This is a genomic window from Pseudomonas sp. NFPP02 (genome assembly GCF_900119355.1).
Taxonomy (GTDB): Bacteria; Pseudomonadota; Gammaproteobacteria; order Pseudomonadales; family Pseudomonadaceae; genus Aquipseudomonas; species Aquipseudomonas paracarnis.
This window is the reverse complement of sequence record NZ_FPJI01000008.1, coordinates 1-20,836: the sequence shown is the minus strand read 5'-3', so window position 1 is coordinate 20,836 and position 20,836 is coordinate 1. Positions and strand designations below refer to the sequence as shown.

The following is a 20,836-nucleotide window of genomic DNA, read 5'->3' as shown; positions in this document are numbered from 1 at the left end:
AAAGAAAAGGCAGTCAGCCATGTTCAAACAATCGAAAGTACGTCAGGCGGGACTTATCCTGTTCGCCACCACCTTGATTCTGATCTTGCCCAATTTAACCAAGGTTATTGGGTGACACTTCCAGCTTCCGTGCACACATCGCACCAGGCCTGCAGCTTTTGGCAGCACCTGCCAGGACATTGCGCTTAGCGCTCCTGTTGCAGGGGCTGTCTTTTTACCTGCCGTTTTCCGTTATCGTGTGCGCCCTCACTCTCTCGCAACGGGCCTGTGCCTTGAAACCGATCCTCGCCCTTTTTGCCCTGCTGCTGAGCCTGCCTGCGGCGGCGGCACAGTTGACCATCGAGTTGGACCACACCCACAAAACCTGGGAGACCGCCGAGCTGCTCAAGCATCCCGACGCTCAGACGGTGCAGATCGTTGATGATGTGTCCTACAAGCGCAACATGACCTATCGTGCGGTGCCCCTCGCGGTGCTCTTGCCGGGCCTTAAATCTGCGAACCACCTGCAAGCCGTTGCCCTTGATGGTTTTGCCGCCGAACTTGCCGCCGCGCCGTTGCTGGAAAAAAACGGCGCCCGCGCCTGGCTGGCCGTGGAAGACCCGGCCCATCCATGGCCACCACTGGCACAGGGCAAGCCCAGCGCCGGACCGTTCTATCTGGTCTGGACCAACCCTCAAGCCGGACGTATCAGCCCGGAACAGTGGCCGTTCCAGGTCTCCAGGTTCAAACAGTTGCAGACGGTTGGCGAGCGTTTCCCGGCGTTATTGCCCGACCCTAAGCTGGCGGCGAACGACCCGATCAACCAGGGCTTTGCGTTGTTCCAGAAGAACTGCCTGGCGTGCCATCGCCTCAATGGCGGCGGTGATGCCCAGATGGGGCCGGACTTGAATGTGCCCTACAACCCCACCGAGTATTTCAGCGGCGATTTTCTCAAGCGTTACATCCGCGACCCGCAAAGCCTGAGGCATTGGCCACAGGCGAAGATGCCGGCGTTTACAGCCAGTGTATTGCCAGACAATGAGTTGGACTTGCTGGTGGGGTATCTGCGGCATATGGCGGGCCGCAAGCTGTAGGGGCGAGCTTGCTCGCGAAAAGCCTGAGAGCACCGTCGAGCGTTCCCACGCTCTGCGTGGGAACGCCTCTTGTGATGCTCTGCGTCACGCTATGGGACGCGGAGCGTCCTGGGCTGCATTCCCACGCAGAGCGTGGGAACGATCAAGCAAGCTTGCTCCGACAGTTATCGGTCATTGCTGCGGCGCCACGAATACCTTGGCGTGCATCTGCTCATGCCCACCGCCACGGCGCATGCCCCGGACCGGGCAGGCGTCGAGGTAGTCCAGGCCGACGGCCAGCTTCAAGTGCCGCTCCGGCCGCGCCAGTTGGTTGGTCACGTCAAAGCTGTACCAGGCGTCATCCAGCCAGGCTTCGGCCCAGGCATGGCTGGCCAGGTGCGTGCTGTCTTCGGTATACAGATACCCGGACACATACCGCGCAGGGATCCCCAGGCTGCGTGCGCAGGCCAGGAACGCATGGGTGTGGTCCTGGCACACCCCTGCTGCACCTGCAAAGGCCTGGGCGGCGCAGGTATCGACGTCGGTCGCACCGGGGGCGTAGACCATGGTGTGGTTGAGCGCGTGCATCAAGTCGATAAGCGCCGTGCGGTCGCGACGCTGATGGCAGTGTTGCCCGGCAAACCCGCGCAGGGCGTCGTCGGGCTCGGTGAGGCGCGTGGAGCGCAGGAACGGAAAGGCAGACTGACTTTCGTGTTCGGCCTCGCGCAATTCATCGATCTCCACCACGCCCCGGGCGCCAATGATGATGGCGTCATGGGGCTCGTCCAGCGTAAGCACATGCAGGATGTTGCCGAACGGGTCCACCTGCGCCCGCACGGGGCGTGGAAGGTCGAGTTGCCAGCTCAGCACGTGCTGGCGCTCGCTGTCATGAGGGGTCAGGCGCAGGTACTGGATGCTGGCGCGCACCTGGTCTTCGTAGTGGTAGGTAGTGTCGTGGCTGATGGAGAGTCTCATGCCGCCTCCAGGTAGGAACTGTAGATGGCGTCGCCCAACTGGCGGACCAAGGGGATAAAGTCGGTCAGCCAGGCATGCAGGCCTTCCTCGAGGATTTCGTCGATGGCCGTAAAGCGCAGGCGCGCATCCATCTCGGCGGCCAGGCGCTGGGCCGGGCGACCATTGAGGCCTGGCAGGCTCGCGAGGATCTGGTCGATCTCTTCGCTGCAAGCACGCAGCGAACGCGGCACATCCGCGCGTAAGAGCAGCAGTTCGGCCACTTGCCGAGCGCCCGGCGCATCGCGATAAATCTCGGTGTACGCCTCGAACGACGACAGAGCGCGCAGCAACGCACTCCATTGGTAATACGCGTGAGCCGTACCATCGCTGACCGCCGCCGCCTGTTCGCCGGCCATTTCGTAGCGGGCATCCAGCAGGCGCAGGGTGTTATCGGCACGCTCAATAAAAGTGCCCAGGCGGATAAAGCGGAAGGCATCGTTGCGCATGATGGTGCCGTACGTGGCGCCCCGAAACAGATGGGAACGCTCCTTGACCCACTCACAAAACCGGCTCATGCCGTAATGGCTGAGCCCCTGCTGGGCGATATCGCGAATGTCCAGCCAGGTGGCGTTGATGTTTTCCCACATGTCGGCGGTGATCCGCCCACGTACCGCATGGGCGCTGGCCCGCGCCGCACCCAGACAGCTGTAGATGCTCGCCGGGTTGGCCGCGTCCAAGGCAAAAAAGTGCAGCAAGCGTTCAGCGTGCAATGGGCCATGGCGCTCGTGGTAATCGTCCAGAGTGCCGGTGATCAACAGCGGCATGGCCAATTCGTGCAGGCCATCGCCGCGCCCGTCCTGGGGCATCAGCGACAGCGAATAGCTGACATCGAGCATGCGTGCGAGGTTTTCGGCACGCTCCAGGTAACGTGACATCCAGTACAAATCCGAGGCAGTTCTACTCAACATGGCATCAGTCCTCGACCACCCAGGTGTCTTTGGTTCCGCCGCCCTGGGACGAGTTGACCACCAGCGAGCCTTCGCGCAGCGCCACACGGGTCAGGCCACCCGGCACCACGCGGGTGTCCTTGCCGGACAACACGAAGGGGCGCAGGTCGATATGGCGCGGGGCGATGCCGTTTTCGACAAAGGTCGGGCAGGTGGACAAGCACAGGGTCGGCTGCGCGATATAGGCGTGTGGCTTGGCCTTGATACGCGCCCGGAACGCTTCGATTTCTGCGGTCGTAGACGCCGGGCCAACCAGCATGCCGTAACCACCGGAGCCCTGGGTTTCCTTGACCACCAGGTCGGGCAGGTTGGCCAGCACGTGGGACAACTCGTCAGGCTTACGGCATTGAAAAGTCGGAACGTTCTGCAGGATCGGCTCTTCATCGAGGTAGAAGCGGATCATCTCGGTGACGAACGGGTAAACCGATTTGTCGTCCGCGACTCCGGTGCCAATGGCGTTGGCCAGCACCACATTGCCGCACCGGTAGGCGGCGAGCAGGCCGGGTACACCGAGCATCGAGTCGGGGTTGAATGCCAAGGGATCTAGAAATGCATCATCGAGGCGACGGTAGATCACATCGACAGCCTTGGGCCCATCGGTGGTGCGCATGAACACACGGTCATCGCGCACGAACAAATCCGCGCCTTCCACCAACTCCACACCCATTTCCCGAGCCAGGAAGGCATGTTCGAAGAACGCGCTATTGAAACGCCCGGGCGTCAGTACCACCACACTGGGGTTATCCAGGGGGCTGGCGCTTTTGAGGGTGTCGAGCAGCAGGTTGGGGTAATGGTCGATGGGCGCGATGCGCTGGGCCGCGAACAACTCGGGGAACAGACGCATCATCATCTTGCGGTCTTCGAGCATGTAGCTGACACCGCTGGGCGTGCGCAGGTTGTCTTCGAGCACGTAGTACGTGCCGTCGCCATCGCGTACGAGGTCCACCCCGGAGATGTGCGAATAGATATCGCGGTGCAAGTCCAGGCCCTGCATTGCCAGTTGGTATTGCTCGTTGGCCAATACCTGCTCGGCGGGGATGATGCCGGCCTTGATGATGCGTTGGTCGTGGTACAGGTCGGTGAGGAACAGGTTCAGCGCCTTGACCCGCTGGATGCAACCGCGTTCGACAACCCGCCATTCACTCGCCGGAATGCTGCGGGGGATGGTATCGAAGGGGATCAGACGCTCGGTGCCTTGTTCGTCCCCGTAGAGGGTGAAGGTGATGCCGGCGCGATGGAACAGCAAATCGGCTTCACGCCGGCGCTGGGCCAGCAGTTCGGCAGGGGTGTCGGCCAACCAACGGGCGAACTCGCGATAATGGGGGCGAACCTGCCCTGCCCCATCGTACATTTCATCGTAATAAGTGCGGATCATGCCGTACTCCTTGTCACCCGGACGCAAGAACCTTCGCAAGGCCCGTGCCAGCGGCATAAACACTTGATAATCAAACAGTTGCATAATCCGAGGGGATTTGCGGCACCGTCCTGGTGCGCGCAATTGCCTGGGCCACGCCGTACGCTCCGTTGCAATGCGGTGTTTGGCTATCAACAGCATAGTCAGAGTTGATTTCACTGCCCGCCTGCACATGCGGATAATCGCCCACATCGGTTGAACAGGACGTGTCCTACAGCCAAACCCTTTGCACATTCAGTAACGTATTGACTCGTGTACTGATGACTCCTCGGTCTTCCCTTTCCGCCACCCCATCCGGGTGGCTTTTTTTTGCGCCTGAAACGGCAGTTTCCGTTGCGACGGTAGCCCAAACAAAATCGGCCGACCCAAAGGTCAGCCGATACGCTGTGCTGCTCATAAATACCAACTACATGGGTAACCCACGCACCTCCTGCTTGACGCCCCATCCTTCGATGATCCCTCCCAGGGGCTCGACCACCGCTTCAAAGTCTTGCTCGAAGTCTCCTATGCCGTCGTAGGTTGCGAACATGATTTTGCTCAGTTCCAGGTACCAGGCGCCATCGTCGCGCGCGCTGACCTGGGCGTTGAGGGACTCCCCACGAAATCGACCCGCAGCCCTGCGCGCCCGTTCCTCATCCGGGAAAATGGCGTAGAACTCGATGGGGTGAAAGCGCGAGAAATCAAAGCCGCCTTCTTTCATGCGGCGCAGTACGTTGGTGCTGATGTCTTCTTGATAGGCTGTGCTCATGAAACGTCCTCCTCACACCGATGGATAGACTTTCCGTGCTTCCTGAAGCCCCGCGCCCTGCTGGCGCGGGCACCACGGCATAACAACACCGCAGGAAAACAAGCATGTAGCTGACAAGACCAGACCTTAGCGATTCATTCGCTGATCTCGATTGCAGAGTAGCGTGAAGCTGTCACCACCACCAGAGGGGCTTGAAGGGTCTATAGAAAATGTTCAGGCCGCGGGTTCGACCTTGAGGTCCTTGATACCATTCTGATCATGCAGGCTCTTGACCGTGGGGTCGGGGACACGGTCGGCAAGATCGTTAAGGTCCAGCTTTTCCAACACCGGCGACACACGCACGCGCACCATTTGTGCGGCTTCTTCCAGCGTCGGCTCATGCTCGCAGTCGAATTGCTCGACTACCGGCTCGCCGCGGTCGTTGATGAAAGAAACATTCCACTTCGGCATCGGTGCCTCCTCGATAAAACCCATAGGTGGGCTTACTTCTATCTGGACCGTGAGGGCTCGCCAAACGTTCCACTCAAGGCCGGAGGCACCGGATCAACTGCACTTATTTTTCAGCGTGTTCTTTCAAGGCTTTCAAGGTGTTGAACGGCGCGTCCACCACAAACTTGTTGGCCAGCCACGACGGCACGCTGCCGCCTGGCTCGGTGTGTACCTGGTAGGTGACTTCGGTCTGGTTATCGCCCTTTGGCACCAGTTTCCAGAAACCCTCCACCTGGGCGACCCGCACGTAGCCTTTTGCTTCGGGCTTGTAGGTCGGCACACCTTCCAGTTTGCGCGTGACGGTGCCGTCAGCGGCTTTGGTGGTGGTGACGTGGATGTACGAGTCGCGGTCCGTCACGGGGAACGGGGCCTTGAACTGGGTGTAGGTCCAGGCCTCGTCGCCTTTCTTGTCGACGAGTTTCTGGGATTTGCATTCATGGATCCATGCGCAAGCACCGACCACATCTTCCTGCAGCGCCTGGACTTTGGCCAAAGGCGCCTTGATCACGGTCACGCCGCGATAGGCCTTGTACTTGGAACCGGCAATCTCGCTCAGGGACACCTTGATACCGTCTTCGTCCTTGGCGACTTGCCAATCCTCAGCCTGGGCAGTGGCCGCAAACAACAGCGTAAAACCGCACAGCATAGCCACTCGTTTCAGCGAACCCATCGTTGTATTCCTTATTGTTGAAGTTCCGATAGTAAAGCCCATCAAGCCGCCGTCATCTGCTCCCACCAGCCGATCAGCCGGATGGCATCGGCCTGGTCGTTGCCGCACACCTCAATATCGGCCTTGAAATCACTGCACACGGCGGGCCGCTGCGGTTGACCGAACAACTGGCACAATTGTTCCACCGACAGGTGCACGCAACGGACGCCAGCGGGTTTGCCCTGGGGCATTCCGGGTAGTGGCGAACTGATGGAGGGGGCAATGCAGCAGGCGCCACAGCCTTCACGGCATTTCATGACCAGCAGGTCCTCGACGACTCAATAGGGATGGCCGGGCTAGAGTACGCCCTTAAACAGCCGTTTTAAAATGGGCCAACAGGAGTTTTTCGCACAAAACAAAAATGACCGACCAGTCTGCGACAGATGGTCGGCAACCTGGGTCACCTGTGGCCCGAAAGTTTATTGCTTGAATTCGAAATCCAGCGCAGCGCCTTCAACATCACGGCGCTCTTCGTTACGCAGTTGCAGCTTCATCTCATTGCTGAGCAAGCGGCCGTTGATCTGGAACGCACTGTTGTCGGTGGGCTTTTCACCAAACATCGGCGGCAACAGAGGCACGCTCTTGGGCTTGGGCATGGTGCCAATGGGTTGCAAGTGCCTGACCATGTCCGAAGGCAGGGACAGGTCCAACTGTGCCGGTGGCAGTTTGGTCTGGGCGACCTCATGGGCCGACTTGGACTTGCTCGCCACGGGTGCACGCTTTTTGGTCGAAGCGGCTTTTTTTTGCGCGGCAGGGGATTTTTTCGCAGGCGTTGGCTGCTTGGCTGAGGTCTTTTGCTCGGCACCGACAACAGGCTTGCCTTCAGCCACCGGTGCTGCAGCCAGCACGCTACCGGCATTGCACAGGCTCAGCAGACCAAGCATCAACGTAACGCGAAAAATAGAAGTCATATCGCCAACAGCATTAACGGCAGAAGGCCATATGCTCGCTTGTTGTGCGCGGCATGACAAGGGCACAGATCAGTCTTGTCCCCTTTGCTCGCCTCAAAAACCCGCTGCGGCCTCTTGGCACAGCTGGCTGGCAAGCATTCCCAGGGTCATCAACGCCCTCTCCGCCTCGCGGTTCCACGGCGTGCCGCAATTGAGGCGAATACAGTGGTTGAACTGTTCGGTATTACTGAAAATCAGCCCTGGCGCAATGCTGATGCCTTGTTGCAGGGCACGCACATGCAGTTCCTGAGTATTGACCCGCCCCGGCAAACTGACCCACAGGATAAAGCCGCCGGTCGGGCGGGTCATCTGGGTGCCCTCGGGGAAATACTGCTGCACCGCCAATTGGAAGGCGCTGAGGTTCTTGCGGTATTCCTGGCGGATGTAGCGCAAATGACGGTCGTAGCCACCGTTTTCCAGATAGGCCGCGACGCCCATCTGGGTGACGCTGCATGCCGAATGCGTGCTGAACATCTGCAGGCGCTGGATTTCCTGCTGGTATTTACCGGCAATCATCCAGCCAATGCGTACGCCCGGCGACAAGGTCTTGGAAAAGCTTGAGCAATAGATCACCCGGTCGAGGCGGTCGTAGGCCTTGAGAGCTTTGGTGCGGCCGAGTTCGAACATCAACTCGCCGTAAATATCATCTTCGACGATCTGGATATCAAAGTCCGACGCCAGGCGCAGCAACTGTTTCTGCCGCTCCTCTGGCATGGTGCCGCCCAGCGGGTTACTCAAGCGCGTGGTCAGCACCAGCGCCTTGATCGACCATTGGTTGGCGGCCAGTTGCAGGGCTTCCAGGCTCATGCCCGTGGCAGGGTCACTGGGGATCTCGATCACCTTGAGGCCCAGCAAATCAGCCAATTGCAGCAAGCCGTAATAGGTCGGTGATTCAGCCGCGATCAGGTCGCCAGGGCGCGTCAGCACGCGCAACGACATTTGCAAGGCATCGACACAGCCGTGGGTAATCACCACTTCGGAAGGGTCCACTACCACCCCGGCATCGCGCATGCGGATCGCCACCTGGCGCCGCAGGGGTTCAAAGCCAGGGCTGAACATGTAGCTGAACGCCCGTGGGCTCTGGAAACGCGTGACCTTGGCCAATTGCTGATGCAATGCCCGCACCGGCAGGTAGTCGACACTCGGCACCGCCGCCCCCAGGGGAAAAACCCCTTCACGGCGCGACTCGACCAGCACCTGCTGGATGATACTGCTACGGGTGACCAACCCTGGGCGCTCGACCCGTGCGATATCAGGCGTAGGCGCCGTGAGTGCTGGCGTCTGGTGCACGTAGTAGCCCGACTGCGGCCGCGCCCGGATCAGCCCCTGGTCTTCCAGGTTGGCGTAGGCCTGCAGCACCGTGGCATGGCTCACATTGAGCTGGGAACTCATCTTGCGCACCGACGGCACGCGCTCCCCCGGTTGGTAAACACCGCGGCGGATGTCCTCAGCCAGTTGCTGGGCAATACGTTGGTAAAGCAACAGATTGGTCATGACGCAGCACTCGATTTCACGGGCATTTTATTTTTGTGTGAAACATACATACCGGCACAGTTTAGAAGTGTACGGGGACAGTTGCCACAATAGTCGAGCGTGGGCAGGAGTGACAGTAAAAACTGCCGGGGGAGCTGGGGTGGGCATCGCCGAAACGAAATGTGGGAGCGGGCTTGCTTGCGAAGGCGGTGTGTCAGTCAGCACATCCTGTACTGAGCCACCGCATTCGCGAGCAAGCCCGCTCCCACAATTTGGAGCTGCGTCAGCTGTTAGCGCGCAGCGCCCAATTGGCCCTTCTCGTCAGAGAAAACAATTTCCACCCGACGGTTTTGTGCACGACCACGCTCGGAGGCATTGGCTTCCACCGGGTATTGGTCGCCGTAGCCCTCGACTTCGATGCGCTTGTCATCGATGCCCAGGTCCATCAACAGGTCGGCCACCGATTGAGCCCGGTCGCGGGACAGTTTCAGGTTTTCCTGCTCGCCACCGGTGTTGTCGGTGTAGCCCTCGATGCGCACCCGACGCTTGGGGTTCAGTTGCAGGAATTGCACGATCTTGAGCACCGTGCGGTTGGCCGAGTTCTGCAGCTCCGCTTCGCCGGTGTCGAACAGTACGTCGCCCAGGGTCATCACCAGGCCACGGTCGGTCTGGGTGGTGAGGCTGGCGATTTGCGCTTCAACCCACCTGCCCTGCTGTTGCACGCTGGCCAGCTTGTTTTCGCGCAAGGCCAGTTGCAGGCGCTGACGTTCCAACTCCAGTTGGGTGCCGCGCTCGGCATTCAGGCCCTGCTGGGTGTGCTCTCGGGCGATGGCGCTGTACCGCTGGCTCAGGTAGGCGTAATGCACCACATCGGAGCCGCTGCCCCAGTAGCTGGACAGGCGATCGGCGCGGGCCAGGGACTCTCCGGCGCGGATCACGTCCTTGGGCGCGAAGCGCAGCACGTTGGCGTCTTCCTTGACCTTTTGAAAGTCATCGCCGGCCTGCTGCAACGCCTGCTCACTCGTGGGTTGGCTCGCACAGCCGCCCAGGGCCACGCTGCCCAGCAGCAGTACACAGCTCAGGCCACGGATCATCGGGCTCATTGTGCTTCTCCCAACTGCAGCTGCTTACGCAGGCGAGTGATACGGGTATTGAGCACGTTCAATTGTTCCTGGCTCTTGCCGGTCAGCACTTTGGCTTCGGCCAGGCGTGCGTCCAGCTCAGCCTGCTCGGCGCGCATCCGCGCTCGCTTGTAGGATTGGTCGGCCATGTTGCCCTTGGCCCGGGCGAATTTTTCTTCGGCCAGCTTCAGTTCGGGGGATTCATCGGTGTTGGCCCCGACCGCGGTGGCTTGTTCCAAGGCTTGCTGGGTCAGGCGCATTTGTTCGATCGGCGCAGGATCGGTTGCGCATCCCGCCAGCGCGACAACGGCAAGGGCCGCGAAAAGAGCTCGAAAAATCACTGTAAATCCCTACTTTGTTGGGGTGCCGACAGGTTGTTGCAGTTGTGCTTTCCAACGCTCCAGATTGCGCTGCAGCGCGGCTTGAGCGGCACCGGAGGCGGGCAATTCTGTCATCTTTTTCGTCAGCTGTCCGCGAAGCCAAGGATCATTGCAGGCCGAGTTGTGGGAAATCGCCAGGTACAGGCCAGGCTGATCGACAGGCACCTCATGGGCCACCAGGTCATTACTCATGCCCAGGGTCTGGGCCATGGCCATGCCGGAATAGCGCCCAGCCAGCACGTAGTCCACCTCACCGAGCAACAGTTTCTGAAAAGCCGGCGTCAAATTGGGCAGGCGTTGCAGGTTGAGTTGCTGGCTGGCGAAGGTTTCGAACTCCGCGCTCAAACGCGCACGTTCCGAGACTGCGCCTTTGTGGCCGTGCAAATCGGCGGCGGTGGAATAGACCACGGCTGAATCCTTGCGCGTCCATACCAGGTAGTCGGTCTGCATCAGCGCCGGATGGATGTAGTCGAAGTGGTCCAGCTCACCCAGGTTCAGCGGTGCGTCGGCGAGAATGTCCATGCGCCCGCTGCGTGCTTCATCAAGGGCCAGGAAGCGTTTGCCGCCGTAGAGCAGGTCGATTTTCAGCCCGAGCTCCTTGCCCACTTGTTGCAGCACGTCAGCGGTCGCGCCGATCAGGTGCGTAGGGTCCTGGGGGTCGCGCCAGAGTAAAGGCGGTGCGTCCGGGCTGCCGGTGATCACCAGGCGCTCGCACTTGCCGGCGGCGAGCGTCAGGCTCGGCAGCAGCGTAAGGCCCAACAGTACAGTCCAGGGGCGCAGCGCCATGGCATGTTCCTTCCTAAAGTGCTCGCGAAAAACGTCAACGATAACGCGTGCGTTCTGAATAAATGCGGCGCCTGTGGTTTTTTCGCGAGCGAGCTCCTACAGGGAATAAAAAAGCCCGGTCATAAGACCGGGCTCTTTATAAGTGAAGCGGCTGGATTAGACCAGCTTCTCCAACTCAGGTACCGCTTCGAACAAGTCCGCCACTAGGCCATAATCGGCGACCTGGAAGATCGGCGCTTCTTCGTCCTTGTTGATCGCAACGATCACTTTGGAGTCTTTCATACCGGCCAAGTGCTGGATCGCGCCGGAGATACCGACGGCGATGTACAGCTGTGGCGCAACGATCTTGCCGGTCTGGCCGACCTGCATGTCGTTGGGTACGAAACCTGCGTCAACGGCTGCGCGGGAAGCGCCGACCGCAGCGCCCAGCTTGTCGGCCAGGGCGTACAGGTGTTTGAAGTTGTCACCGTTCTGCATGCCACGCCCGCCGGAAACGACGATCTTGGCAGCAGTCAGTTCAGGACGATCCGACTTGGCCAGCTCTTCACCGACGAAGCTGGAAGTGCCAGCGTCGTGGGCAGCGGAGACGGCTTCAACGGCAGCCGAGCCACCTTCGGCGGCAACCGGGTCGAAACCGGTGGCGCGTACGGTGATGACCTTGACCGAGGCGTTGGACTGCACGGTAGCGATGGCGTTACCGGCGTAGATCGGGCGCTTGAAGGTGTCGGCGCTTTCTACCGAGATGATCTCGGAGATCTGGTCAACATCCAGCTGCGCGGCAACGCGTGGCAGGATGTTTTTGCCGTTGGAGGTAGCGGCGGCCAGGATGTGGCTGTAGCCAGCGCCAAGCTCGGCGACCAGCGGTGCAACGTTTTCCGGCAACTGATGCGCGTAAGCGGCATTGTCAGCGTTCAGGACTTTGCTCACGCCCGCGATTTTCGCAGCGGCTTCAGCCACAGCGCCGGCGCCCTGCCCTGCTACCAGGACGTGGATGTCACCACCGATTTTGGCGGCAGCAGCCACGGTGTTCAGGGTGGCCGGGGCCAGCACCTTGTTATCGTGTTCGGCGATTACGAGGATAGTCATGATCAGATCACCTTCGCTTCGTTTTTCAGTTTCTCGACCAGTTCAGCCACCGACTTGACCTTGATGCCCGCGCTGCGTGCAGCCGGCGCTTCGACTTTGACGGTCTTGTTGGTAGAGGCGGTGGAAACGCCCAACGCGTCCGGAGTCAGCGTCTCCAGAGGCTTCTTCTTGGCTTTCATGATGTTTGGCAGGGACGCATAACGCGGCTCGTTCAAACGCAGGTCGGTGGTGACGATGGCCGGCAGTTTCAGGGAAACCGTCTGCGCGCCGCCGTCGATTTCACGGGTGACCGCAACGCTGTCGCCGCTCACTTCGACTTTCGAAGCGAAGGTGCCCTGGCCGTAACCGGTCAGTGCAGCCAACATCTGGCCAGTCTGGTTGTTGTCGCTGTCGATGGCTTGTTTGCCCAGGATCACCAATTGTGGCTGTTCCTTGTCGACAACGGCCTTGAGCAGCTTGGCAACGGCCAGGGAGGTCAGCTCTTCAGCGGACTCCACCAGAATGGCGCGGTCGGCGCCCAGGGCCAAAGCGGTACGCAACTGCTCTTGGGCAGTGGTCGGCCCGATGGACACCACGACGATTTCCGTCGCCACGCCTTTCTCTTTCAGGCGTACGGCTTCTTCCACAGCGATTTCGCAGAAAGGGTTCATCGACATCTTGACGTTAGCAAGGTCGACGCCGGAATTGTCCGCCTTGACGCGAACTTTCACGTTGTAATCGACAACGCGTTTGACAGCTACAAGAACCTTCATGGATTCCTCGTTACTCTCCGGTGAAAAGAAAGTCGCCTAGGCGAACCTGGCGGTTGATGCTCATCGGCACACAAGGGCACCTCCAAAGACCTCGGCAGTGGCCTTGCACACGGGAAATGACGACCGTTCGTCAGTGGTGACTGAGAGGTCATTCTTTATCGCGGCGTGTAAACTGCGCTCCAACGTTTGGGTGCGCATCACCTTCATTGCCTTCAGCCTGTCTTTGGACGTGCTCTTGAAACCTGCAGTCTGCCTACGGGAAGCGCAAAACCGACCGTATCTTGACCGGAACGCCTATTCTGGTCAATACGGCAAAATGGTCAGTCATAAGCCCCGTTGCTTTGATTTATCTAGGCTGCAGGCAATTCAAACAAACGTTTGTATTGGACGCTGTCAGTGGTCTATATATAATGCGCCACCTAGAGAGACAGGTGGGTGCTGCCTTCGCGCAGAACCACACCGAACCTCCACCCATTAGAAAAAAAAGCCTGTTGAGCCTTGAGTAGGAGATAGCCTGTGGAACGCGAATACATGGAATTCGACGTGGTCATCGTCGGCGCTGGCCCGGCTGGCCTGTCTGCCGCCTGCCGACTGAAGCAGAAGGCCGCCGAAGCCGGTAAGGAAATCAGCGTCTGCGTGGTCGAGAAAGGCTCCGAAGTCGGCGCCCATATCCTCTCCGGTGCCGTGTTTGAACCACGTGCCCTGAACGAGCTGTTCCCGGACTGGAAAGCACTCGGCGCCCCGCTCAACACGCCCGTGGTGCGCGATGACATCTATGTACTGCGCAGCCCGAAAGCCTCCACCAAGGTGCCCGACTTCTTTGTGCCCAAGACCATGCACAACGAAGGCAACTACATCATTTCCCTGGGCAACCTGTGCCGCTGGCTGGCCCAGCAGGCCGAGAACCTCGGCGTGGAAATCTACCCAGGCTTCGCCGCCCAGGAAGCGCTGTTCGACGAGAACGGCGTGGTACGCGGCATCATCACCGGCGACCTCGGCGTCGACCGTGAAGGCAAGCCAAAAGACGGCCTGTACACCCCGGGCATGGAGCTGCGTGGCAAGTACACGCTGTTCGCCGAAGGTTGCCGTGGCCACATCGGCAAGCAACTGATCCAGCGCTTCAACCTGGACAGCGACGCCGACGCCCAGCACTACGGCATTGGCCTGAAGGAAATCTGGGAAATCGACCCAGCCAAGCACCAGCCGGGCCTGGTGGTGCACACCGCCGGTTGGCCGCTGGACATCATGAGCGCAGAAAACACCGGTGGCTCGTTCCTCTATCACCTGGAAAACAACCAGGTGGTGGTCGGGCTGATCGTCGACCTGTCCTACAGCAATACCTTCCTGTCGCCGTTCGATGAATTCCAGCGCCTCAAGCACCACCCGGTGCTGGCCCAGTACCTGGAAGGCGGCAAGCGGGTCAGCTACGGCGCCCGCGCGATCTGCAAAGGTGGCCTGAATTCGCTGCCGAAAATGGTCTTCAAGGGCGGCGCGCTGATCGGTTGCGATCTGGGCACCCTGAACTTCGCCAAGATCAAAGGCAGTCACACCGCGATGAAGTCCGGCATGCTCGCCGCCGACGCCGTGGCCGACCGCCTGTTTGCCGAATCCGAGGGCGGTGATGAGCTGACCACATATGTCGACAGCTTCAAAGCCAGCTGGCTGTATGAAGAACTGTTCGCCAGCCGTAATTTCGGCCCGGCCGTGCACAAGTTCGGCGCAATCATCGGCGGCGGTTTCAACTGGCTCGACCAGAACATTTTCGGCGGCAAGATTCCTTTCACCCTGCACGACACCAAACCGGACTACGCCTGCCTGAAGCTGGCCAAAGACAGCCAGAAGATCGACTACCCCAAACCCGACGGCAAGCTAAGCTTCGACAAACTGAGCTCGGTGTTCATCTCCGGCACCAACCATGAAGAAGAGCAGCCGTGCCACTTGAAGCTCAAAGACCCAAGCATCCCGATCGGCACCAACCTGCCGCTCTACGATGAACCGGCGCAGCGCTACTGCCCGGCTGGCGTGTATGAAGTGGTGACCAAGGAAGACGGCGAGAAACGCTTCCAGATCAACGCCCAGAACTGCGTGCACTGCAAGACCTGTGACATCAAGGACCCTTCGCAGAACATCACCTGGGTGACGCCGGAAGGCGCGGGCGGGCCGACTTACCCGAATATGTAAGTCGTTCGCTTAACCAGAAAAGGCTCCCGAAATGGGTAATGCCAGTCAGTTAAGACAGAATCGGTAACTGTGGCGAGGGGGCTTGCTCCCGCTGGGGCGCGAAGCGGCCCCAAAAATGGGACTGCTACGCAGTCCAGCGGGAGCAAGCTCCCTCGCCACAAGTCACTGGTTGTCTGCTCTAGCTCTTAACTGACTGGCATTACCCGAAATGGGAGCCTTTTTTGTGGGCGACATCGATCAATATGTGGGAGCTGGCTTGCCTGCGATGGCGGTCTTCAGGTGCCAAATGTATAGCTGACCCACCGTTATCGCAGGCAAGCCAGCTCCCACAATAACCTCGTGGTGTCAGGCGGCCCGCTCTTCCCCCGGGTTGCGCAGGAAATAGCGCTTGTACTCCCGACTGAACTGCGACGTGCTCTGGTACCCCACCTTGTGCGCCGCCTGCGCCACGCTCATGCCTTCCACCAGCAGCAACTGCTGGGCCTTCAATAGCCGCAGGCGCTTGAGGTACTGCACCGGCGATAACAAGGTGCAGCGTTTGAAATGCTCATGAAAGGTCGACGCACTCATGTGCGCATACCCGGCCAACGTCTCGATATTCAGCGGCTCGGCGTAATGGGCATGCAGGTGATTCAATGAGGTGGCGATGCGCGAAAACTGCCCCTGTTGTTCCACCAGCGCACGCAGCACATCGGCCTGAGGCCCACGCAAGGCGGTGAACAACAATTCGCGCACCCGCGCAGGCCCCATGATCCGGCTTTCCAGCGGATCGTGCAGGCACTGCAACAACCGCTCGACGCAGCCGCGCATCGTATCGTCCAGCACCACCGAACTCATCGACTCCAAGGTCTGCGCGGTCGGCGGCGGCCCGGCTTGCATGCCCATGGCAATCACCAACTCGCCCAACACCACCCGATCGATGCCCACCGTCACGCCATACAACGGCGCCTCGGGGGCCATGGCAAAGGTCTCGCATTCGAACGGCACCGGCATCGCCTGGATCAGGTAATGCCCGGCGCCATACTCCAACGTGCGCGGGCCGAGGTAGGCGACCTTGCTGCCCTGGGCCACGAACATCAGGCTTGGCTCATAGATCTGCGGCCCACGCGCCACATCGCAACTGGCGCGCAGCACCTGCACGCCGGGCAGGTGAGTCGGGGAAAAACCGTCGCGGGGCGTGAGCCCTTCGATCAAGGCAACCAGCGTGGCATTGGCGTCCAAATGGCGGGTCAACAGCATGGCAAAAAACTTCGCGAATAGGGGATGACACCATCATCGCAGGTCTGGCGGCCAATATATCCAAAGCTCTGGCACTGCCGGACGAATAGGCATGAGACTCGGAGCAATTGCCATGTTCGCGCCAGGGGCCGGCGCGCAGAATTTGCCGCCTCTGCAGTCCAAGCTTTTGTGAGGTTTACTATGTACACCGCCATCGGTTACGCCGCCCAGTCGGCCACCACGCCCCTCGCCCCGATGTCATTTGAACGCCGCAGCCCGCGCGTCGATGACGTGGCCATCGAGATCCTCTACTGCGGCGTGTGCCACTCCGATATCCACCAGGCGCGCAACGAATGGGGCATCGCCGTGTACCCGCTGATGCCGGGCCACGAGATTGTCGGCAAGGTCACCGCCGTCGGCGCCAACGTCACTGCGCATAAAGTCGGTGACCTGGTGGGCGTAGGCTGCATGGTCGACTCGTGCCGTCACTGCGAAGCCTGCCAATCAGACCTTGAGCAATACTGCCTCGAAGGCCCGACCATGACCTACGCCACGCCGGACCGCGTGGATGGCAGCAACACCATGGGCGGCTACTCCGACAGCATCGTGGTCAGTGAACACTTTGTGGTGAAGATCCCGGCCAAACTCGACCTGGCCAGCGCTGCGCCGATCCTGTGCGCAGGCATTACCACCTACTCGCCCCTCAAGCACTACGGCGTGAAAGCAGGAGATAAAGTCGGGATCCTCGGCATGGGTGGCCTGGGCCACATGGGCATCAAATTCGCCAAAGCCATGGGCGCCGAAGTCACGTTGTTCACGCGCTCGGCCAGCAAGGCCGAGGAAGGCCGTCGCCAGGGCGCCGACCATGTGATCGTGTCCACTGATGCCGAGCAAATGAAAGCTGCTGCCGGGCACTTCGATTTCCTGCTGGACACCATCCCGGTGCAGCACGACCTGAACCCCTACCTCGATGTGCTGCGCTTTGACGGCGTGCATATCCTGGTCGGCCTGATCGAGCCGGTGGACCCACCCGTCAACGCTGCCAAGCTGGTGCTGGGTCGTAAAGTCTTGGCCGGCTCGCTGATCGGCGGCATTGCCGAAACCCAGGAAGTCCTGGATTTCTGCGCCGAGCATGGCATTACCTGCGACATCGAGATGCTCGACATTCGCCAGATCAACGAAGCTTATGCGCGCATGATTGCCGGTGATGTGAAGTACCGCTTTGTCATCGACATGGCGAGCCTGAAAGCCTGATCAGGCCTTGGCGCCCAACTCCGCTGACAGCCGGGCTGCGACCTGTTTGATCACAGGGATCAGTTCGGCCATTTTCTCCAGCGGCATGTAGGGCACCGTACTGGCAATGCTGATGCCGGCGACAATGCGCCCGCTGGCATCGCGCACCGGTGCGGCCACGCAGCGGATCGAAGGCTCGTTGTCTTCGAGGTCAAACGCGTAGCCACCCTCGACATACTCATGCATGCGCTGTTCGAACTGCGCCCAGGATTGCTCCGGGTGCTGCGGCCATTGCAGGCTCTTGCCCACCGCCGGCAAGCTCGCCTCATACAAGCGCTGCCACTCCTGCGGCGAATCATCCAGCATCAACGCCTTGCCGATACCGGTGCGCGCCAGCGGCATGCGATGGCCGACCCGCGAGCGCATTTCCGGCCCATTGCGGCCGGGGTTCTTGTGCAGGTAAAGCACCTCGTCGTACTCACGAATCGCCAGGTGAATGGTATCGCCGGTCAGCGCCGACAACTCATCCAGGTAGGGCACCGCCAGGTTCACCAAGGGCAACTCTTCACGGGCCTGGAACCCCAACTCGATCAGCTTGGGCCCCAGCAGATAACCGACCTGGGGCACCACGCGCAGGTAACGCTCGTCCACCAGGCAACTGGCCAGGCGGTGCGTTGTGCTGCGCGTGGTGCCGATGCGCCGGGCGATCTCCTTGAGATCCCGAGCACCAGCCGCCACCGCTTGCACCACGCCCAGGCCGCGCAACAGGGTCTGGGTGCCGGTGGGGGCGGCGTCTTTGACGGGGGTGTGGGCGTTTTCCTGCATATCGGGCCTATAAGTATGAAAGCGGGGGCATTATGGCAAATACCGCCCTCCTGAACACAGGAGATCCAAAGTGGGAGCTGGCTTGCTGTGGCGAGGGAGCTTGCTCCCGTTCGACAGCGCAGCTGGAGCCGGCTTTTGGGGGCGCTTCGCACCCCAGCGCAAGCAAGCTTGCTCGCCACAGCAAGCCAGCTCCCACAGTTTGATCTTCACAGGCCGACCATTAGCGTTGTTTCATGCGGTCGATTATCACCGCCAGCAACAGGATCGAGCCACGAATCACATATTGGTAAAAGGTATCGATGTTCTTCAGGTTCATCGCATTCTCGATGATCGCCAGAATCAACACCCCGGCAATCACATGGCGGATCATGCCGATACCGCCGCTCAACGACACCCCGCCCAGCACGCACGCCGAAATCACCGTCAGCTCGAAACCCTGGCCAATCATCGGCTGGCCCGAGGTCATGCGTGACGCGAGGATCACCCCGGCCAAGGCGCCGATCAAACCGTGCACGGCAAAGATGATGATCTTGGTGCGATCGACATTGACCCCGGCGAGCAACGCCGCTTCCTGGTTGCCGCCAATGGCCATGGTGTTGCGCCCATAGGTGGTGTAATTGAGCAGCCAGCCAAAGAACACAAAGCACAGGACGGTGATGATGATCGGCACCGGCACGCCCAGCAACTGGCCGTTGCCGAACACGAAGAACCCTTCGTTCATCACCCCCACCGCCTTGCCGTTGGAGAAGATATAGGCCAGGCCGCGCACGATCTGCATGGTCGCCAGGGTGGCAATCAACGCGTTGATGCGCAGCTTGGCAATCACAATGCCGTTGATCAGCCCTACCACCAAGCCCATGGCCAAGGCTGCCGACACGCCGAGTGCCACGCTGTCGGTGTCGCGCATCACGATGCCCGCCACCACCCCGGCGCAGGCGATCACCGAGCCTACCGACAAGTCGAAGTGCCCTGAGGCCAGGCAGAACAACATGGTGCACGCAGCAATACCGACGGTCGAAATCGCCAGGCCCAGACCGCGCATGTTCAGCGGCGAGAGGAAGTTATCGATGAACACCGCGCTGAGCACAAAAATGCCCAGTGCCGCCAGCAGCATCACCCAGTCATCGAGGAATTTGCGCTGATTGAAACCCGGCCAGAAACCCTTTGCAGTTTTTACCTCAGACATAGCCAAACCCTCTTATTCTTGTTCAAGCCCGCGACTGTGGCAGCGCCAGTTGCAGCAGGCGCGCTTCATCCGCTTGGGCGCGGGGCAACTCACCGGTCAGGGCGCCTTCACTCATCACCAGGATGCGGTCGGAGATGCCCATCACTTCCATCAGGTCACTGGACACCACGATCACCGCTATGCCGCTGGCCGCCAGGTTATGGATGATTTGGTAGATCTCCGACTTGGCGCCGATGTCGATACCCCGGGTGGGTTCGTCCAGTAGCAGGACCTTCATCGGCATCGACAACCAGCGGCCAAGGATGGCTTTCTGTTGGTTGCCACCGGACAGGTACAGGATCTTCTGCGCCGCGTTCGGCGTTTTGACCCGCATCGCCTGGATCTGTCGGTCGGCGTTACCTTTCTCCCAGCCTTCGCGCAACAGCCAGCCAAAGGTGGAATGGGCGCCACGGGCGCTGATGTTGATGTTCTCAGCGACGCTGCCCAGCGGGATGATGCCCTCTTTCTTGCGATCCTCGGGACACAGCAATACCCCGGCGGAGATGGCGTCCCGGGGTGAGCGCAGTTGCAGCGCTTGCCCGCACAGTTCCAGGCTGCCGGCACTGGCGCGCTCCAACCCACTGAGCAGGCGAAACAGCTCGGTACGCCCCGCGCCCACCAGCCCGAACAGGCCCAGGATCTCGCCCTTGCGCACGTCAAAGCTGATCGGTTCACGCAGGCCAGGACCGAGCAAGCCGTCTACCTTGAGCGCCACTTCGCCCTGCTCACGCGGTCGGTAATCGTAAATATCCTGGATATCGCGACCGACCATGCAGGTCACCAGCTGATCGTGGGTCAGCGTGTTCATGTCCTCGAACGTACGCACGTAGCGACCGTCCTTGAAGACCGTCACTGCGTCGCAGATACGGAACACTTCTTCCATACGGTGCGACACGTAGAGCACTACTTTGCCCTCCTCGCGCAGGCGCGTGATGATGGCCATCAAGCGGTCGATTTCCCGCGCCGAGAGGCTACTGGTCGGCTCGTCAAAGGCGATCACATGGGCGCCACGGGACAGCGCCTTGGCGATTTCCACCAATTGGCGCTGGCCCAGGGACAGGCGCCCGAGTTTCTCGTCGGGGTCGATTTCATCGGCCAGGCCCTTGAGGCAGGCCAGGGCCTGCTTGCGCAGCAGGCTCCGGTTGACCACGCCAAAGCGCGTGGGCAAATGCCCGAGGAACAGGTTCTCGGCCACGCTCATTTCCGGCACCAGATGTAGCTCCTGGTGAATCA

The 20,836-nt window shown here is 60.4% G+C and carries 21 protein-coding genes; 3 read left to right on the top strand and 18 right to left on the bottom strand.

Annotated elements, in window-relative coordinates:
• The first annotated feature begins 272 nt into the window (after window positions 1–272).
• A complete protein-coding gene (locus BT204_RS15130) occupies window positions 273–1,073 on the top strand; it encodes a c-type cytochrome (RefSeq protein ID WP_034127040.1) in 801 nt (266 codons plus the stop codon).
• A gap of 171 nt (window positions 1,074–1,244) precedes the next feature.
• Here BT204_RS15130 and BT204_RS15120 read toward each other — a convergent pair whose 3' ends face one another.
• The 14 genes from BT204_RS15120 to BT204_RS15055 form a co-directional block, all read right to left on the bottom strand.
• Window positions 1,245–2,027 (bottom strand): transglutaminase family protein, encoded by a 783-nt coding sequence (locus BT204_RS15120; protein WP_054897211.1) that lies wholly within the window; start codon window positions 2,025–2,027, stop codon window positions 1,245–1,247.
• Window positions 2,024–2,974 carry an alpha-E domain-containing protein gene (locus BT204_RS15115; RefSeq protein WP_034126756.1) on the bottom strand — a complete coding sequence of 317 codons (951 nt, stop codon included), beginning with the start codon at window positions 2,972–2,974 and terminating at the stop codon, window positions 2,024–2,026. Before BT204_RS15115 ends, BT204_RS15120 begins: the two co-directional genes overlap by 4 nt.
• Window positions 2,975–2,978: 4 nt before the next feature.
• Window positions 2,979–4,388, bottom strand: coding sequence for a circularly permuted type 2 ATP-grasp protein (locus BT204_RS15110; RefSeq protein ID WP_034127039.1), 1,410 nt, complete (start codon window positions 4,386–4,388; stop codon window positions 2,979–2,981).
• Window positions 4,389–4,833: 445 nt separating this feature from the next.
• Window positions 4,834–5,175 (bottom strand): ribonuclease E inhibitor RraB, encoded by a 342-nt coding sequence (locus BT204_RS15105; RefSeq protein ID WP_003193463.1) that lies wholly within the window; start codon window positions 5,173–5,175, stop codon window positions 4,834–4,836.
• Window positions 5,176–5,388: 213 nt separating this feature from the next.
• Window positions 5,389–5,649: a hypothetical protein gene (locus tag BT204_RS15100; protein WP_034126755.1), complete on the bottom strand. Its 261-nt coding sequence runs from the start codon at window positions 5,647–5,649 to the stop codon at window positions 5,389–5,391.
• Between the two features lie 79 nt (window positions 5,650–5,728).
• Window positions 5,729–6,334 (bottom strand): START domain-containing protein, encoded by a 606-nt coding sequence (locus BT204_RS15095; RefSeq protein WP_072447296.1) that lies wholly within the window; start codon window positions 6,332–6,334, stop codon window positions 5,729–5,731.
• Window positions 6,335–6,375: 41 nt separating this feature from the next.
• Window positions 6,376–6,630 (bottom strand): YkgJ family cysteine cluster protein, encoded by a 255-nt coding sequence (locus BT204_RS15090; RefSeq protein WP_034126753.1) that lies wholly within the window; start codon window positions 6,628–6,630, stop codon window positions 6,376–6,378.
• 162 nt (window positions 6,631–6,792) lie between these two features.
• Complete coding sequence (locus BT204_RS15085; RefSeq protein WP_034126752.1) at window positions 6,793–7,284, bottom strand: hypothetical protein; 492 nt, start codon at window positions 7,282–7,284, stop codon at window positions 6,793–6,795.
• Window positions 7,285–7,377: 93 nt separating this feature from the next.
• Window positions 7,378–8,817: an aminotransferase-like domain-containing protein gene (locus tag BT204_RS15080; protein WP_003193472.1), complete on the bottom strand. Its 1,440-nt coding sequence runs from the start codon at window positions 8,815–8,817 to the stop codon at window positions 7,378–7,380.
• A 269-nt stretch (window positions 8,818–9,086) separates the two neighbouring features.
• Window positions 9,087–9,899 carry an OmpA family protein gene (locus BT204_RS15075; protein WP_072447294.1) on the bottom strand — a complete coding sequence of 271 codons (813 nt, stop codon included), beginning with the start codon at window positions 9,897–9,899 and terminating at the stop codon, window positions 9,087–9,089.
• Window positions 9,896–10,258 carry a DUF4398 domain-containing protein gene (locus tag BT204_RS15070; RefSeq protein WP_003193475.1) on the bottom strand — a complete coding sequence of 121 codons (363 nt, stop codon included), beginning with the start codon at window positions 10,256–10,258 and terminating at the stop codon, window positions 9,896–9,898. The genes BT204_RS15075 and BT204_RS15070 overlap by 4 nt, the downstream gene beginning before the upstream one ends.
• Before the next feature lie 9 nt (window positions 10,259–10,267).
• The gene (locus tag BT204_RS15065; RefSeq protein ID WP_072447292.1) at window positions 10,268–11,083 is read right to left on the bottom strand and encodes a substrate-binding periplasmic protein; all 816 of its coding nucleotides are present in this window, start codon (window positions 11,081–11,083) and stop codon (window positions 10,268–10,270) included.
• A gap of 156 nt (window positions 11,084–11,239) precedes the next feature.
• On the bottom strand, window positions 11,240–12,169 hold the full coding sequence (locus BT204_RS15060; protein ID WP_034120769.1) for an electron transfer flavoprotein subunit alpha/FixB family protein: 930 nt from the start codon (window positions 12,167–12,169) through the stop codon (window positions 11,240–11,242).
• Between the two features lie 2 nt (window positions 12,170–12,171).
• Window positions 12,172–12,921: an electron transfer flavoprotein subunit beta/FixA family protein gene (locus tag BT204_RS15055; RefSeq protein ID WP_014719538.1), complete on the bottom strand. Its 750-nt coding sequence runs from the start codon at window positions 12,919–12,921 to the stop codon at window positions 12,172–12,174.
• Between the two features lie 516 nt (window positions 12,922–13,437).
• On the opposite strand from BT204_RS15055, the gene BT204_RS15050 reads away from it, so the two are divergent.
• Window positions 13,438–15,102, top strand: a complete 1,665-nt coding sequence (locus tag BT204_RS15050) for an electron transfer flavoprotein-ubiquinone oxidoreductase (RefSeq protein WP_072447290.1) — start codon at window positions 13,438–13,440, stop codon at window positions 15,100–15,102.
• Between the two features lie 345 nt (window positions 15,103–15,447).
• Here BT204_RS15050 and BT204_RS15045 read toward each other — a convergent pair whose 3' ends face one another.
• Window positions 15,448–16,341 (bottom strand): AraC family transcriptional regulator, encoded by an 894-nt coding sequence (locus BT204_RS15045; protein WP_054922615.1) that lies wholly within the window; start codon window positions 16,339–16,341, stop codon window positions 15,448–15,450.
• Window positions 16,342–16,521: 180 nt separating this feature from the next.
• Between BT204_RS15045 and BT204_RS15040 the strand changes: the two genes are divergently transcribed.
• On the top strand, window positions 16,522–17,574 hold the full coding sequence (locus tag BT204_RS15040; RefSeq protein ID WP_054897943.1) for an NAD(P)-dependent alcohol dehydrogenase: 1,053 nt from the start codon (window positions 16,522–16,524) through the stop codon (window positions 17,572–17,574).
• Here BT204_RS15040 and BT204_RS15035 read toward each other — a convergent pair whose 3' ends face one another.
• The 3 genes from BT204_RS15035 to BT204_RS15025 all read right to left on the bottom strand — a co-directional run.
• A complete protein-coding gene (locus BT204_RS15035; protein WP_034126746.1) occupies window positions 17,575–18,378 on the bottom strand; it encodes an IclR family transcriptional regulator in 804 nt (267 codons plus the stop codon). It abuts the gene before it with no gap.
• A 220-nt stretch (window positions 18,379–18,598) separates the two neighbouring features.
• Complete coding sequence (gene araH / locus BT204_RS15030; RefSeq protein ID WP_014719542.1) at window positions 18,599–19,564, bottom strand: L-arabinose ABC transporter permease AraH; 966 nt, start codon at window positions 19,562–19,564, stop codon at window positions 18,599–18,601.
• Between the two features lie 22 nt (window positions 19,565–19,586).
• The coding region (locus BT204_RS15025; RefSeq protein WP_072447288.1) for an ATP-binding cassette domain-containing protein at window positions 19,587–20,836 on the bottom strand (1,250 nt) is incomplete at its 5' end.